The sequence below is a fragment of the Chitinophaga flava genome, assembly GCF_003308995.1.
Lineage (GTDB): Bacteria > Bacteroidota > Bacteroidia > Chitinophagales > Chitinophagaceae > Chitinophaga > Chitinophaga flava.
This window is the reverse complement of the sequence record NZ_QFFJ01000001.1, coordinates 1,006,552-1,021,409: the sequence shown is the minus strand read 5'-3', so window position 1 is coordinate 1,021,409 and position 14,858 is coordinate 1,006,552. Positions and strand designations below refer to the sequence as shown.

Here is a 14,858-nt window from a genome sequence, read left to right as displayed (position 1 = left end):
GCTGCTATGTATATCTGTTATAGTGAAATATTCATTTTCTGTATCTGTTGCAGTTGGGCAATACGGGATAGTTTTGTCTTATAAACGAATAACCATGCAAACAGATCTTACCTATTTACCGCCCAATCTGCCGGAACCGGTGGATGACGGGGCTTGCGACCACCTCCGTGGAATGCGGATGCCGGATATAGTGCTGCGCTCTACAGCCGGAGCGATGGTATCGCTGAGTAATATCCCCGGCTGGCTGGTCATTTATTGTTACCCGATGACAGGGCCGGCACATGTGCCTTTGCCTCCCGGTTGGGATGAAATCCCCGGTGCCAGAGGCTGTACACCACAGGCCTGTTCTTTTCGGGATCATTATCAGGAGCTGCAGCAGTTGGATGCCACTGTTTTCGGGATGAGTACGCAAACGGCCGCCACCCAGGAGACAGAAAAGGAACGGATACATCTGCCGTTTGACCTGCTGAGTGATGAACAGCTGGTGTTCAGCAGCGCGTTGCAACTGCCTATGCATTACGTGGAAGACCTGGTGCTGATAAAACGGGTGACCCTCATCTTTAAAGATGGACAGCTGCAGCAATATTTTTATCCGGTATTTCCACCAGACAAAAATATTGATGCGGTACTGGCCTACCTGAAAGAACAGCAGTAGTCATCGACTGTTTTTGATTATTTTTGCGGCATGAACTATATAGATTGTGTTGGCCTGATTGTAGTTGAAAACAGAGAATTATTACTGGCTTTCAGTAAAAATAAAGGTGCCTGGTATCTGCCGGGAGGAAAAGTGGATAAAGGGGAAACGTCGCTGCTGGCCTTACAGCGGGAGATAAAAGAAGAACTGAACATGGAGCTGGAAGCAGAGAGCCTGCAATGGTATTATCATATCACGGCACCTGCTTTTGGTGAAAAAGACCTGCTGATGCGGCAGGATTGTTTCCGGCACCAGTTGAAACAAATACCGCAGCCTTCTGCAGAAATAGGAGCGGTGCGTTATTTCAGCCTGGAAAGCTATCGTAAGGAACAACACCAGGTACATGGGGTACTGCTCGCCTTTGAAAAACTGCAACAGGATGGTTTGGTTGACTAACCAACAACACCTTCCGGCATGCCGGAAGGTGTTGCCGTTATTAAGGTTTGATGCTATTGGCTTCCAGCTGTGCTACTTTGGCTCCCAGCTTGTCCATTTGTTTTTGTTGCTGAATGATATAAAGGGTCAGCTCTTCCACTTTCTCCAATAATTTACGGTTCATCTCACCGAGGTCTATTCCTTCTTTTTCTACTACAGTGGCTGCTGGTATGTTAGGCAGATGTTTGTTTTCCAGAATGAACTTTTCGAGTGACTGAAGAGATGGCAGATGGTATTGGTCTCCGAAAACATAGTCAGGCCAGTTGCTGATATTTTTAACGACTACTTTTTGTGCAAGCATAGTGCCGTTCACGGCCAGTTTAGCGCCGCCGGTTCTGTCGGTGCCGATGGATACATTTCCCTGCTGATCAATGCGCAGGCCATCATAATTATCAGCCCACGGAGTAATCACAAAGCTACCTTTGTTATCTAGGCCTCCGGAGTATACAATGCCCTGGTCACCGGGGTGCATCATCTGGGAATAGTTACCCCCACCAAAACTGCTTCCTATTAATATAAAATGACCATTATTGTTATACAGTGCCAGATTAGGATCTGGTGTAGAGACAGCCTTAATGGTGAAAGAGCCTGTACCTACTACATCCAGTTTACGGTTGGGTGTAGTGGTGCCAATGCCTACATAACCATCAGCAGGAAATGTATTGGTTTGGGCATAGGATTGAATAGCGGCCATGGTTAACAAAGCCAGGAAAACTTTTTTCATAAGGTATACAGTACATATTTGATGAAGTATGAAGATATGTGTTTAGCGGTAATAATTTATTTCTTCATCAGTTGTGCTGGTGTATATCCCCAAAATTTCCGGAAGGCGGCGGCAAAGTTTTTATTGTGCTCAAACCCGCAGTACATCGCTACTTCAGTGATATCCATTTTAAGATCCAGCAACATTCGTTTTGCATCCTGCATTCTTTTCTGGTGAAGATATCCGAAAACGGTGGTGCCAAAAAGTTCCCGGAAACCTTTCTTGAGTTTAAATTCATTGATACCGGCTTTATGGGCCAGGTCTATAAGCGAACAGGGAGTGCTGATATGTTGTTCCAGTATCTCCCTGGCATAATGGATTTTCTCGATGTCGTGTGATGGTAAACTGCAGACGGTTTTACATAAAGCAGAAGAAGCCTGTTCCAGTTGCAGCATTAATAGGTCCAGTATCCTGGATTCCAGGTATATGCGTCTTAATGCAGCTTTTTTATCACAATGCAGCATATCACGGATGGTCAGCTGCATCGCAGGTGTAATCGGCAGTTGCGGGCCGATGCTGTTAAAAATATCAGGGAGGCCAACGCTGCCGGCCAGTCTGGTGAAATAGGATCTGGTAAGCTGTATCTCCAGAACAGACAGCTTTTCATTCCCCTTCGGATAAATATATTCGATCGGGTTAGTACCGGCATCCAGTATAGCATGATGCCCGCTCTGCAGGGTGTTGTAATAACGTCCCATCCGGGTTTGTACACTGCCCTGCAACATATATTGCAGTTCTATCATAGGAGATTCGAAGCCTCCTATCACTTTTACAGGGGCAGATACCTCATAGCAGCCTCTGTTGATCAGTATATGATCAAACCATTCCTGCCCGAAACGAAAACAAAAGCCGGGCTGCCGGGCTATCGTATCCCTGGAGGCAAGGCCTTCGGCTACGATATAGTTGTCCGGATAGTCCAGGGCTACAATCAGCTCCTGGTCTTCTTTTTTTCTCAACACATATTGCATGCCTTTTCTGTTTTTGTCACATGGTAAAAGTAGTACATTGAAAAAACTGACTTTGCTCGAAAAAGGAAAAAATCCTTTTCCCAGTATGATTGATCCTTTTAGCAGTCATTTCCGCAAGCGGGAATAACCACCTTTGAAGGAAAAACATGAAGAAAGACAGCCGAAACGGCTATGCCGCCAATGCGGTATTGGTATTAAAAGAAAAAATTTATCTCACACCGCACTATATCCGCGCTACGTTTCATTGTGATGAGGTGGCGCTTTTCCGGGAATCAACGGTAGGTGTCAACAATAAAATCTTCATCCCGCCGGTGGGTGTAAATGATATTCATTTTCCTGAATTTGATTTTGAGGCTGGGAAATGGCTGCTGCCACCACCGGACGTTTGTCCGGCTATACGAACATATACTCATCGGGGCATTGATATCGTCCGTAAAGAGCTGGTGATCGACTTTGTAGCGCATGGTGATAACGGGCCGGCTTCCGCATGGATTATGTATGCGCAGCCGGGTGACAGGATAGGGGTATCCATGTGGACGGCTGCTACTGAACTATATGCACCGGCCGATTGGTATCTGCTGGCCGGCGATGCCACCGCCATTCCTGTATTGAGCGTGATTCTTGAAACACTGCCGGCAAGGGCCCGGGGACGTCTGGTGCTGGAAGTGTCTTCGCAGGACGAGGAGCAGCCGCTGTACACCTGTTCTCAGGTGCATATACAATGGATTCACAATGCGCATCCTGAAAAGGGTAGTCGTCTGCCGTCAGTGGTGCGTTTGTTGCCTATCCCTGAAGATGTTTCCCGTTATGCTTATGTGGCCGCTGAATTCACGGCTGTGAAGGAGATCCGGCAGTACCTGCGGAAGGAACAGCAATGGACACACGAAGAGCTCAATGCTTATGCCTACTGGAAAGCCGGAGTTTCGGAAGAGGGCTCCCAGATGGCCCGCAGGGCGGAAGCGCAGCTTTGAAGACGCTTCAGCTGCTTCGATCAGGAAACGGGCAGGGCAGTAGACAGGAAGTCTGCATAAAAATCAGGTACGGCACTTTTTCGTATAGCCTGTACCGTTTGCATGATATCGTATTCTACTTTGCGGATGTTGGCCGTTAATAGTTCTGCCAGCGTAGATGCGTGGTTGTTATGAATGGTTAACTGCAGATAGGCGGCCTTTCCGTGGGCTTCCCGGGTTCTGCCTACGGAACCGGTATTGATAACCAGTTGTTGCCCGTTGTTAATGCTGCGGATATAAGGGAGATGGGTATGGCCGATGATGAGCACGTTGGCACTGAAGGCATCCATCATCTCCACAAGGGCTGCTTCGGGATGTGTTTCGTAGAGATAGGTTTCGTTGCTGTGGGGGCTGCCGTGGGCGAGGAGGATATTGAGGTGGGCAAATCTGAGTTGCAGCAGAGAGGGCAGTGACTGCAGGAAATGCCTGTTTTCCGCGGTGATGGTGTTTTTGGTAAGCTGGATGGTGTCAGCGCGGGCGGCTTGTTCGGCCGGACTGTGTTTGGCCAGGGGGAATACAGGTAGGTCAAACGCGATCCGTTCGTCGTGGTTGCCCATGATAGTAGGGATGCGCAGGGAACGTATTTTTTGTATTACTTCATTAGGCCAGGGAGCGGCGTCTGTGAGGTCCCCCAGGCAGTAAACCTGATCTGCACCGAAGCGGGAAATGTCTGCCAGCACGGCCTCCAGGGCGGGCAGGTTGGCATGTATGTCACTGATAATGGCCATCTTCATCGTTCTTCAATTTTATCTGACAAAAGTAAAAAGGGCAGGAAAACAACAGTGGTATAAATCGTAATAATAGTGGTAAAAATAATATAGCCCTGGAGAAAAAAATCCCCCTGCGTTGCTGCAGGGGGATGGTATCATGTGTAGTGATCTTATGCTCGTTTGGCCATGGTGACCTTTTTAGCGTCGGCTTTTTTATAGTCTCCCCTGGAGAAGAATTTTTCTATCAGGCAGTACATGAGAATAAAAAAGTAACGGCTGCCCATTTCCTTGATCTTCAGTTTGGACTCTCCGTGTTTGCGGTTGTGCCAGCTATTGGGTACAATCGCATAGGAATAGCCTCTTACGATGGCTTTCAGCGGGAGTTCCAGCGTCAGGTTGAAGTGATGGGACAACAGCGGTTGCAGGCCCTGAATGGTTTCCTTCCGGTATATTTTAAAGGCGTTGGTACAATCGTTGTATTTGAGGGCGAACGTGTATTTCACGATCGCGTTGGCCATACGGTTGATGATCTTCTTCACGAAAGGATAGTCCACTACTTTGCCTCCGTTACTCCAGCGGGTACCGAATACGCAGTCATAACCTTCCATCAGTTTGTGATAGAACTTCAGCAGGTCATCAGGGGAATCGGAGAGGTCGGCCATCATGATGGCCACACAATCACCGGAAAACCGCGCCAGGCCATAACGGATGGCATTACCAAAACCACCGGGGCCGTCGTTGTTGTAATATACCAGCGTGTCCATTTCGGTGCTCATCCTGGCGAGGATGGCCTCCGTCGTGTCTCTGGAATGATCGTTCACAACTACGATCTCGTGGTCGATACGGTTTTCCTTCAGTTTGGCATATAGCGTACTGATTGTTTCCTCTATACTTCCCTCTTCGTTATGCGCGGGAATGACTATACTCAGTTTCATCTATATGAACGGTATTTTTTTGTTGTTCTTTAAAAAGATTAATCAACACAGCCGTATAGGATATAACCATGGCCAGCGAGAACAGCGAGTCCATAAACTCCGCCTGTGACGGTACCACTTTGCCCATCAAACGGCTTACTATTCCCAGTATGATATAAATGAGTCCGATGCGGATGCCATGTAACGGATAGCGGGTGCCGATGATGGTCACCACACATAAAAAGCCGATGTTCATCCTGTCAAGAGAACCGGCATTGAGCATGAGGTCTACAAACAGCATCAGCGCGCTGCAGCTGATCATCACCATGCCGATCTTCTTTTTGTACGCCGCTACCAGGTTAATCAGGATGAATATTACGAGCCCTGCTTTACGGATCAGCTCCCAGTGATCAGGAGCCAGGCGGTAACCCAACACCCATACGGCACTGTGCACCGGTACGCTGTCTATATTGGTGGACAGACGGGTATTCATCATGGAAAACACTTCCGGCATATAGGGCAGGAACCATACGAGGCAGGCGGCTACCGACAGCAGCACGTACAGTATTCCTTTTCTGATTTGCGTTTTATCGTAGAACGGAACACCTCTGTCGAGTATCTCAAAAAGGCAGAGTGGCGCGATAAATGCGCCCAGCCCTTTAAAGGCAACAGACATACCCAGTAATACGGCGCTAAGCAGCAAACGTTTTTCCCGTGCAAAATAAAAGGCGCCCAGCATCAGCAGGATCTGCAGCCCTTTTTCTTCAGGAATAATAGCGCCCCAATGTAGCAGGACAGGATTGAAGATACCAAGCCCCCCGATCAGTGCGATCCGGTACCAGGTGTTTTCTACCTTCCAGTATTTAAGGATGATCTGTGCAATGAGCACTGCCAGGAGCGAATCAAAAAAGACAAACACCAGCCGGTATAAGAGTCCGTTGGCAGTAGAAAAAGAATCGATAGCGCCGTAGAATAGCAGCGACAGCGGCAGGTTGCTGCTGGCATAGTCGTCCCAGCGTTTCTGGTCTGCGTCTACATAATCGTGATAAGCCACACTATCGGTGCGGAGTGCGTGCCGTACATCTACTTTATCCTGATGATTGTAAGGGTTGATACCGTGACTCACCAGCTGTCCACCATCCATATAAATGGATATGTCGATGTCCTTCGCTTTGCCGGGTGTTTTGACAATCAGAAACACTCTCGCGGCCATTGCCAGGAGAAAAACGACCAGGAGGCTGGTCGTTGCTGTGTTCAGTAACCTTTTTATTTTATTATACACGTTTGGTCATTTCAGTGAATATCTGATGGAGTGTGCTTTCCAGGTCGTATTTATAAGACCATTCCGGGTAGTCTGCCTGGAATTTTGATACATCGCTGATGTACCAGATATGGTCACCGATACGGTTGGTAGGACTATAGCTGTAGTTCATCTTTTTACCGGCGATGGTTTCGCACATCTGGATGGCTTCCAGCATAGAGCAGTTGGAGAAGCGGCTTCCACCGGCATTATAGCAGGCGCCTTGTTTAGGCTGCTGATAATAATGCCAGAACATGTTCACCAGGTCGTAGCTGTGGATATTGTCACGCACCTGTTTACCGTTGTAGCCATATATCGTGTAGGCGTTGCCGGTAATGGCGCATTTCATCAGATAGGAGAGGAAGCCGTGGAGCTGTGTTCCGGAGTGGTTGGGGCCGGTCAGGCATCCACCTCTGAAAACGCCTACGTTCATACCGAAGTAGTTGCCATACTCCTGGGCCATAATATCAGCGGCTGTTTTGGAGGCACCGAAGAGGGAGTGTTTGGTATGGTCGATGCTCATTTTCTCATCGATACCTTTGGCATGATAAGGGTGGGAGGCATCAATTTCCCAGCGTGTTTCCAGTTCTACCAGTGGCAGGTAGTTGGGGTTGTCTCCATATACCTTGTTGGTAGAGGTGAAGATAAACACGGCATTAGGGCAATGCTGACGGGTGGATTCCAGCAGATTGAGGGTGCCGTTGGCGTTCACGCTGAAGTCGGTGAAAGGCTCACGGGCGGCCCAGTCGTGGCTGGGCTGTGCAGCCGCATGTATGATCAGGGCGATGTCCTGGTTATATTCTTTGAAAATTTTTTCTACTTCGTTGTAATCTCTGATATCTACAGACAGGTGTTTATAGTTGGGCAGGTTTTTCTCCAGGCGAAGGGTATTCCAGCTGGTGGCGGCATCTTCACCGAAGAAATACTGACGCATATTGTTGTCGATACCGATGATCAGATCAAATTTATCGGAGAAGAAGGTAGCTGCTTCGCTGCCGATAAGCCCGCCGGCGCCTGTGATGATGGCAATTTTCATAAATGTGATTAAAGAATGTGTTTAAGATGGTTTTCATTTGTTCTCAGCCAGTTCAGAATATCGGTGATGAGCTGTTCTTTGGTGGCCATTGGCTTCCAGCCTGTCATTTGTTTGATCCGGGTGCTATCGGTGATAAACGTTTTGATATCTGCCGGTCTGGTTTCGGGCACCTGCTGAATCGGTACTTTGTTACCGGTGATCTCCTGGCAGAGTGCTGTCAGTTCAAGCAGCGAGGTGCTTGTTTCGCGGCCGCCGCCTACGTTGAGGCATTCGCCATCTACCTGGTCCATGTGATGGATCTGATAGTCGATACAGTTAAAGAGATCTGCTACGTGCAGTACATCGCGTGTTTGTTTGCCGGTGCCACCAAAGCCGATATAGCTGAGCGGCTGTTTCCAGAAGTGGCGGGCTACCCAGAGGCCTACTACGCCCTGATCGGATTTGCCCATCTGCCACGGGCCGGAAAGCAGGCCGCAACGGTTGATAACGGTCCGTATCCCATAAAACTGCCGGTATTCCTGGATAAAGTATTCAGCAGACAGTTTGGTGCAACCATACAGGGAGCGGTAACCATCCAGCGGAAAATCTTCAGCCAGGCCTTCAGGACCTACGCCCTGTATAATCTGTTCCTGCGATATTTCAAACCGGGTATCGGTTTCAAAGGTCGCTATTTTTTCAATCTGGTTAATGGGATAGATACGGCTGGTAGAAAGGAAGATAAAATCAGCCTTGTTTTTGGCTGCGAGGTTCAGACAGTTGATAGCGCCTACCAGGTTGGTGTTGATCAGATAGTCAGGGGCAGAAGTGATGCCCGCCAGTACGGAGGGTTCTGCTGAGGCTTCAATAATCAGGTCAAGCGCAGGCAGCTGGTTAAGGTCTTCTGCAGAACGGATATCTCCGTGAACAAACTCCACGCCTGCTTCCTTTAATCTTACCAGGTTCAGCTCAGAACCTCTTCTTTTCAGGTTATCCAGCACATAGAGCTTATACGCAGGATATTTCTCTTTTAACGCTATGGCCAGATAAGATCCTACGAATCCGGCCCCACCTGTAATCAGGATACTTCTCATCGATGTGTTTAATAAATGATTGATTGCCGGAACCAACCGGTCCTGCAGTACAGATCCGTTGCTGCAGGCATGGCAGTCCCCGCGGTATTTTTATTATACTACTGTACACTGATACAATAGTATATGCTTTAGTGTTAGTCGTTGGTTTGCAGATGCATTCAGGTTCATGGGACAAGGGGACATTCACAATTTTTTGTTGCAGATGATCGCCTCATGTTGACTCGTCATACTCGAAAATTGATATAATTACCGGGTTTTTAAATAATTTTTAAAAATTGGTGGTAAAGATAACAAGTTGTTTGTTACAATACCTTTCCGTTTTTGTTTTACTTTTTCACACTAGATAAGTTTGTTGGATAAAATCGGTAAGGTGGTATTGGAAAAACGTGTATGGGAGAGGGTTATACAGAAGAGCGCAGCAGGAGGAAGCGTAAAAACGGGTTGGAGCGGCAAAAAAAGCGGTGGGAGATAAATTATCATGAGCCGGACAGACAGGTTTGGGGCCTGCCTGTCCGGATAGGTAATAGTTTTATTTAGCAGGTGTGATTACCAGCTTACGGAACTCGATAGGACCGTGGTCGCCCTGGATATAGATAGGGCCTGGTTCTCCTTCACGGCTGTCGAGTGCGCCGCCGGTAATGCCGGGGATTTCCTGGTTGCTGATCACTGTTTTACCATTCACCACTACTGTCACCATTCTGCCGATGAGGGTGATATCGTAGGTCTGCCACCTATCAGGGCCGAGGGCTGCAATTTCACTCGGTGTCAGGAAGCCATAGATACCGCTGAACAGCACACTGGAAGGATGTGCGTCGGCGGGACTGTCTTCAATCTGCACCTCATGACGGCCTCTCAGATAGATGCCGCTGTTGCTGCCTTTCTGATATCTGAACTCAGCATGCAGCTTAAAGTCCGTAAAGGTCTGTTCGGAGATCAGGTTGGCGCCTGAATGCGGGCTGGTGAGGACACCATCTTTCACGATCCATTGGTTTTTATCGTTGCTGGGTTTCCAGCCGCTGAGGTCTTTGCCGTTAAACAGGTTAATCGGTTTGCCCCATACCGGCGCGCTGGTTCTTTTCAGATAAGGAGCTTTTACCCCTTTCCAGTTGTATTTTTTACCCTCGCTGGTGGTGATGGTGCCCTGAATACCGGTATCGGTCAGTTCGCCTTCAATGAGGAAGTCCTGGCTACCGCCTTCCCACTGGGGCGGAATCGAAAAACTGAATTTGCCGTTGTCAAAGTTCACTTTGGCTACCGGACGGGCAGAGCCGGAAGTGCCTACAAAATAACCCACGAGGGTACGAAATCCTGACAGCTTTACTTCCAGCCAGGAGGGTGCGGATTTGCCGTTTTCATCAATCGTGATGTCCCAGCGCCCGATCAGCGCTTTGGGATCAGCAGTTGCCTGCGTGGTGCCGGAGAGTGGCCGGCCGGTTGAAAATACAGGGGCCGTGGTGCCCATTGTCAATAAACAACTCATTCCAAATACCAGGATGTTTCTGCGCATATGTATCATATTTTTCTGCTACTATAAGCATGTTGAGAGAAAACAAGATAAAAGCTTATTTACTGTTATACAAATAATAAAAAATAACAATGTTTTTCCTGCGATTTTTTACTATTCTGTTTTAGGCAGATGATCAAACTTTGCTCTAACAAAAGTTTTTTTTATGCAAAAGTGGACTGTCAGAGCGGTATGGTCTGTAGGATGCTGGCTGGCCATGTGGCCTGGAATGAGGGCAATAGCACAGGAACATAGACCTCCGGAGAAGATCGTTTTTGATTACATCGTCACACAAACACAAACAGATACGGAGACAGGCAACACTACTTACTCCAACTACTATTTTACCAAAGATGGCAAATATGCGGCTATCAGCGGGCAGTCAGACATCAGCCTGGTGATATACGAAAAAGACCAGCCCAGCTGGATAGTAGATGATCACCGGCATACCATCACCGCCTATACGCTGCCAACTATGATGGGTGGCTTCGCTGGCATTGCCGGCGCCGGTGGGGCTGGCGGCAGGCATAAAATATCCCTTCGCCCATCTGGTCAAACAAAAAAAATATGCGGCCTGCCGGCAGTAGGATACGTGGCCGGCGACCAGGGAGGCCAAACTGTCAACTTCTGGTATGTGCAGCTCAACTTCGACCCCGGCCTGATCTACAAAATGGGTATGGGCAGTTATATGGGTAAAAAAATGGAAGGTCGCCAGCTGCCAGGCAATGACAATTCTCCCTTGGCCGTAGTGCTTAAAAACAAAAATTATTTTCTCGCAGAAGTCAGCGATGGCAGTAAAAAAGCAATAGAGACAACCAAAATAGATAAGTCGAATTTTGTGTTCATTTCTACCGGCTATAAAGTAAAGGACATGAGTTACAAGAGCCTGGGTGAAATGCTGAAAAATGCCGAGTAGTACATTTCCCCCAAAACAAAGGCTAGCCTTTGCCTTCAAAAATATATGCTTTATATGAATATAATAAACAGGCAGCATGGTTATGCTGCTTTGCTGATGATTCCGCTGGCGTTCGGCCTTTTATCCTGCAGCAAACATAAAGATGCCACCCCAACCCCGCAGACACTTACTTTCCAGCAGACAATATCTCTCCCGCAGTCCCGTGTTTATGGCAGCGGAGGAGCAATAGGGTCTAAGTTTGTCTTCGCCGGAGGAACATCCAACAATACCATCCAGAAAAGTGTGGACATCTATGATGTGCAAACCGGAGCCTGGACCCAGTCCAATCTGAGCCTTGGCCGGTGGATGATGACCAGTGTACAGACAGACAACGAAATACTGTTTGCCGGCGGCCTTACTACCAGCTCCTATACCAGTATCAGCGGGGTAGTGGATATTTTCAACCCCGGCAGTGGTACCTGGTCGCAAGCGACTTTACCTACTCCCCGTGCCAGCATGGCTGCAGCCAGCGCAGGGCGTAAGGTTTTCCTGGGCGGTGGTGCCGGCGCCAACATGGTTTTCAGCCAGGCGCTGGATATCTACGACCGGAACAGTAATACATGGACCAGTACTAACCTGATGGTTGCTCACCTTTCAGGTGCGGCGGCAGCTGCGGGCAACAAAGTAATGTTTGCCGGCGGCTACGGAGGTACGGCTGCGAGTCCGGTTATCAGTAATATGGTAGACGTATACGATCTGAACACAGGTAAGCTGACTACTGCCACACTTAGCAAGGGCAGGATAGCGCTGGCTGGTGTTGCATCGGGGTCCAGAATGTTTTTTGCCGGAGGGCTGGAAGCCCCGCAAACCAATATCGCTTCCGATGTGGTAGACGTATATGATGCTGCCGCAGACCAATGGAGTGTGATGCACCTGAGTGCGGCCCGTTGTAATATCGGTACGGCTGTTATCGGGACACTGGTCGTATTTGCAGGAGGCGATACAGGGGTAAAGACATTTGATACCATCGATATCTATAATACACAAACCAACACCTGGAGTACCGCCAGGCTTAGCAGTCCGCAAACATATTGTACGCTGGGAGTATGCAACCGGCAATTGATAGTGGCCGGCGCACAAAGCAAGACTGCAGACGTATTTCTGCTGTCCAATTAATCCCGAAAAGCCTTATCTTTAAAGGGCTACCGCTATAACATTACTTTATGGTCGTCACATATGCAAGCCCGCCAGCGCCGCCATTACAACGTTTCATCAAACGTTATTGTCTCAGAGAGATAGATACAGCAGGGGCGGACCTGCTCAAACCTCTTTTTGCAGATGATAACTCTATCCTGGCATTGTCACTAACGGACACGCCTGTATGGTATCATACACCCACTGCCTCAAGACTGGTGGATCTGAGAGACCGGCACCTGTTTGGGTTACAAACGGCTTTTAATGGCTATCAGGTCTTTAATGGTAAATATAAACTGTTGTGTATTGAGTTTAATGCCAACGGTTTTTTTTCGCTTTTTCATGTGCCGATGACCTATGTGAGAAATAACCTGTGGCGTTTTGATGATGTGGTAGGGCAGGACTTTTTTTACCTGAGTGAGCAGTTGTATGGGATGCAGGATTTTTCGGAGATAGTATCGCTCATGGATATATTTTTTATGCAGGCATTCACCCGTACAAAGGCGCCAGGTAAATATACCGCGCAGATAGCCTGGGCTTATCGTCAGCTGGTGGGCAATTATGCTACAGAGGTTCGTTCGCTGGCCGGGATGGTGAATATGAGTCTGCGGAATTTCGAGCAGCAGTTTACAGCGCAGATAGGGATGACTCCTGTATTGTTGAAGAGAATCAAAAGATTTCATGGCGCTGTGGCGTTGAAAGCACAAAACCCTGATCAGTCATGGACTTCCATCGCCTATGACTGTAATTATTTTGATCAGATGCACCTGATCAAGGATTTTAAAGTATTTAGTAGTATGTCCCCGAAAACTTTTTTCCGGCAGATGCCACCACCACGGGAGCGGGTGGTATTGGTCGGATAATCGCTTCTTATTTACTTCACTACAAACTGCAGGCGTTTGCTGAATACGCCCATGGTGGAAACACCTTGCACTACACAAACAAATACGCCGGGCAGATCATCAGAGCGGAAGGAGAAACTGGCGTGACCTTCCTGGTCGGTGTTGATTAGATAGTTCCAGTACAGGGTGGTGTTATAGTCAGGGATGGCGGAGGTGTCTGATGCTGTTCTGAATTCTGGCGGCTGGTATACCGGTTTTATCTTTTTTACATAGCCGGGTTCCTGTCCGTGAGGGGGCTGTTTTGTTTTGGTGGCGGCTGTTTGGGGGGCTGGTACCGTGTGCATCTCCATTTCTTCGCTGGTAAATATCTCGCTGTCTTCCATGTCTCCAAGGGTACAGGAGTAGTTGACCTGAGCCAGCTGATGGTTGATTCTTTCTACATCATTCAGAAAATTTATTTTAAACTCAGATGGATTGCCTTTCACAATGCTGAGAATTACGTCTGGCTGTCCGGGGGTACTGATGAGTTGGTAGGAGTTGAGTCCGAAAATACCGTCTTTATTGGTTTTCAGGGTGATCATCTCATTGTTTTTCATGAGTAGCAGGGGGATAGGTTTCTTTACTTTTTTGGATCCTTTGGTAACGAAACCACTGACGGGATTGAGTTCCTGCTGGGCAGTGGAGAGGTCTACCTGTCCGGGGAGTTTGTACTGATCGATGTAATAGTAGTGGCAGATATCCCAGTGGTTTTGTCTGCGGAGTCTTTTTTCGCATACGCAGGTTACGGAGAAGAGGCCCTGTATGGCTTTGCCGGCGGTGTCGGTGAGTTCTATTTTGCAGTTGATAACACTTCTTTTGTTATAGGTAGCGGAATCGGTGGTGAGATTGATTTTAAGGCCTGCATTCGGAATTTTGGCGGTGGTAGAGCGAAGGCTGTCAGCCGGTGTTTTTTTGATTTTATAGGAGGGCTGGTTGGGTTTGCGGATAGAAATCCATTGCTGGAATTCCTGTTCGTGGCTGTCGATGATGTAGTTGTTGGTATAGCCAACGAGTGCGTAATCGCCGGCAGGGAGGCTGTCAGGTAGTTCCAGCATACCTTTGCAGATGGCCCTGTCGAAGGCAAAGCGTTCGTATAGCACTGGTTTGTGCGTATTCTCATTGATCAGCGTGACAAATAGCGTGTGGTAGGGCAGGCTGTCTGTAGCCTGGATATTGAGCAGGTAGCCGGTAAACCATATTTTTTCTGCCGGCATATAGATGTGTTTGTCGGTGTGTATATACAGGCCGGTAGAGTTGATCTCTCTGTTTTGTGCAAAGCTGTGCAAGCTCATGATGGCAGCCAGCAGGAGGAGTGCGTTTCTCATAATGGTTTGGTTAGAGTAGAACAATACAGATTATCAGTTTCCGGTGAGTGAAAGAGACCTGCAAAGTTGAGTTACTTCGGGCGCTCTGTTATTAATACAATACTACAGCCTAAGATGTTGTATCCTGTTATATTTTCTGTAAAAATGATGCATTAACGG

At 48.1% G+C, this 14,858-nt stretch carries 15 protein-coding genes; 6 read left to right on the top strand and 9 right to left on the bottom strand.

The genetic code is table 11. The features are described 5' to 3' along the window. Positions 1-94 precede the first annotated feature (94 nt). Together DF182_RS03940 and DF182_RS03935 are read left to right on the top strand one after the other, a co-directional pair. Complete coding sequence (locus DF182_RS03940; protein WP_113614368.1) at positions 95-655, top strand: peroxiredoxin; 561 nt, start codon at positions 95-97, stop codon at positions 653-655. A 30-nt stretch (positions 656-685) separates the two neighbouring features. Further along, entirely contained in the window at positions 686-1,090 is a 405-nt protein-coding gene (locus DF182_RS03935; protein ID WP_113614367.1) for an NUDIX hydrolase, read from the top strand. 40 nt (positions 1,091-1,130) lie between these two features. Here the strand turns inward: DF182_RS03935 and DF182_RS03930 are convergent, their stop codons facing one another. After that, a complete protein-coding gene (locus DF182_RS03930) occupies positions 1,131-1,853 on the bottom strand; it encodes a hypothetical protein (protein WP_113614366.1) in 723 nt (240 codons plus the stop codon). Between the two features lie 56 nt (positions 1,854-1,909). Further along, entirely contained in the window at positions 1,910-2,860 is a 951-nt protein-coding gene (locus DF182_RS03925) for a helix-turn-helix transcriptional regulator (RefSeq protein ID WP_113614365.1), read from the bottom strand. 146 nt (positions 2,861-3,006) lie between these two features. On the opposite strand from DF182_RS03925, the gene DF182_RS03920 reads away from it, so the two are divergent. Further along, positions 3,007-3,831 carry a siderophore-interacting protein gene (locus tag DF182_RS03920; protein ID WP_113614364.1) on the top strand — a complete coding sequence of 275 codons (825 nt, stop codon included), beginning with the start codon at positions 3,007-3,009 and terminating at the stop codon, positions 3,829-3,831. 20 nt (positions 3,832-3,851) lie between these two features. On the opposite strand, the gene DF182_RS03915 is transcribed toward DF182_RS03920, so the two are convergent. The 6 genes from DF182_RS03915 to DF182_RS03890 form a co-directional block, all read right to left on the bottom strand. Beyond that, positions 3,852-4,604, bottom strand: a complete 753-nt coding sequence (locus tag DF182_RS03915) for a metallophosphoesterase family protein (protein WP_113614363.1) — start codon at positions 4,602-4,604, stop codon at positions 3,852-3,854. A 146-nt stretch (positions 4,605-4,750) separates the two neighbouring features. Continuing rightward, positions 4,751-5,515: a glycosyltransferase family 2 protein gene (locus tag DF182_RS03910; RefSeq protein ID WP_113614362.1), complete on the bottom strand. Its 765-nt coding sequence runs from the start codon at positions 5,513-5,515 to the stop codon at positions 4,751-4,753. Beyond that, positions 5,484-6,776 carry a hypothetical protein gene (locus tag DF182_RS03905; RefSeq protein ID WP_147243340.1) on the bottom strand — a complete coding sequence of 431 codons (1,293 nt, stop codon included), beginning with the start codon at positions 6,774-6,776 and terminating at the stop codon, positions 5,484-5,486. The genes DF182_RS03910 and DF182_RS03905 overlap by 32 nt, the downstream gene beginning before the upstream one ends. Beyond that, a complete protein-coding gene (locus tag DF182_RS03900; RefSeq protein WP_113614360.1) occupies positions 6,769-7,830 on the bottom strand; it encodes an NAD-dependent epimerase/dehydratase family protein in 1,062 nt (353 codons plus the stop codon). Before DF182_RS03900 ends, DF182_RS03905 begins: the two co-directional genes overlap by 8 nt. Before the next feature lie 8 nt (positions 7,831-7,838). Next, positions 7,839-8,900 (bottom strand): NAD-dependent epimerase/dehydratase family protein, encoded by a 1,062-nt coding sequence (locus DF182_RS03895; protein ID WP_113614359.1) that lies wholly within the window; start codon positions 8,898-8,900, stop codon positions 7,839-7,841. A 529-nt stretch (positions 8,901-9,429) separates the two neighbouring features. Continuing rightward, positions 9,430-10,407, bottom strand: coding sequence for a 3-keto-disaccharide hydrolase (locus tag DF182_RS03890; protein ID WP_113614358.1), 978 nt, complete (start codon positions 10,405-10,407; stop codon positions 9,430-9,432). 163 nt (positions 10,408-10,570) lie between these two features. Here DF182_RS03890 and DF182_RS03885 point away from each other — a divergent pair, with 163 nt between their 5' ends. Genes DF182_RS03885 through DF182_RS03875 form a run of 3 tightly spaced genes read left to right on the top strand, consistent with a single transcriptional unit; the run spans position 10,571 to position 13,356 of the window. Next, entirely contained in the window at positions 10,571-11,320 is a 750-nt protein-coding gene (locus tag DF182_RS03885; RefSeq protein WP_113614357.1) for a hypothetical protein, read from the top strand. A gap of 54 nt (positions 11,321-11,374) precedes the next feature. Further along, positions 11,375-12,475 (top strand): Kelch repeat-containing protein, encoded by a 1,101-nt coding sequence (locus DF182_RS03880; RefSeq protein ID WP_161964039.1) that lies wholly within the window; start codon positions 11,375-11,377, stop codon positions 12,473-12,475. 47 nt (positions 12,476-12,522) lie between these two features. Further along, positions 12,523-13,356: a helix-turn-helix domain-containing protein gene (locus DF182_RS03875; RefSeq protein WP_113614355.1), complete on the top strand. Its 834-nt coding sequence runs from the start codon at positions 12,523-12,525 to the stop codon at positions 13,354-13,356. An 11-nt stretch (positions 13,357-13,367) separates the two neighbouring features. On the opposite strand, the gene DF182_RS03870 is transcribed toward DF182_RS03875, so the two are convergent. Next, a complete protein-coding gene (locus DF182_RS03870) occupies positions 13,368-14,699 on the bottom strand; it encodes a hypothetical protein (protein WP_113614354.1) in 1,332 nt (443 codons plus the stop codon). Positions 14,700-14,858: the final 159 nt, after the last annotated feature.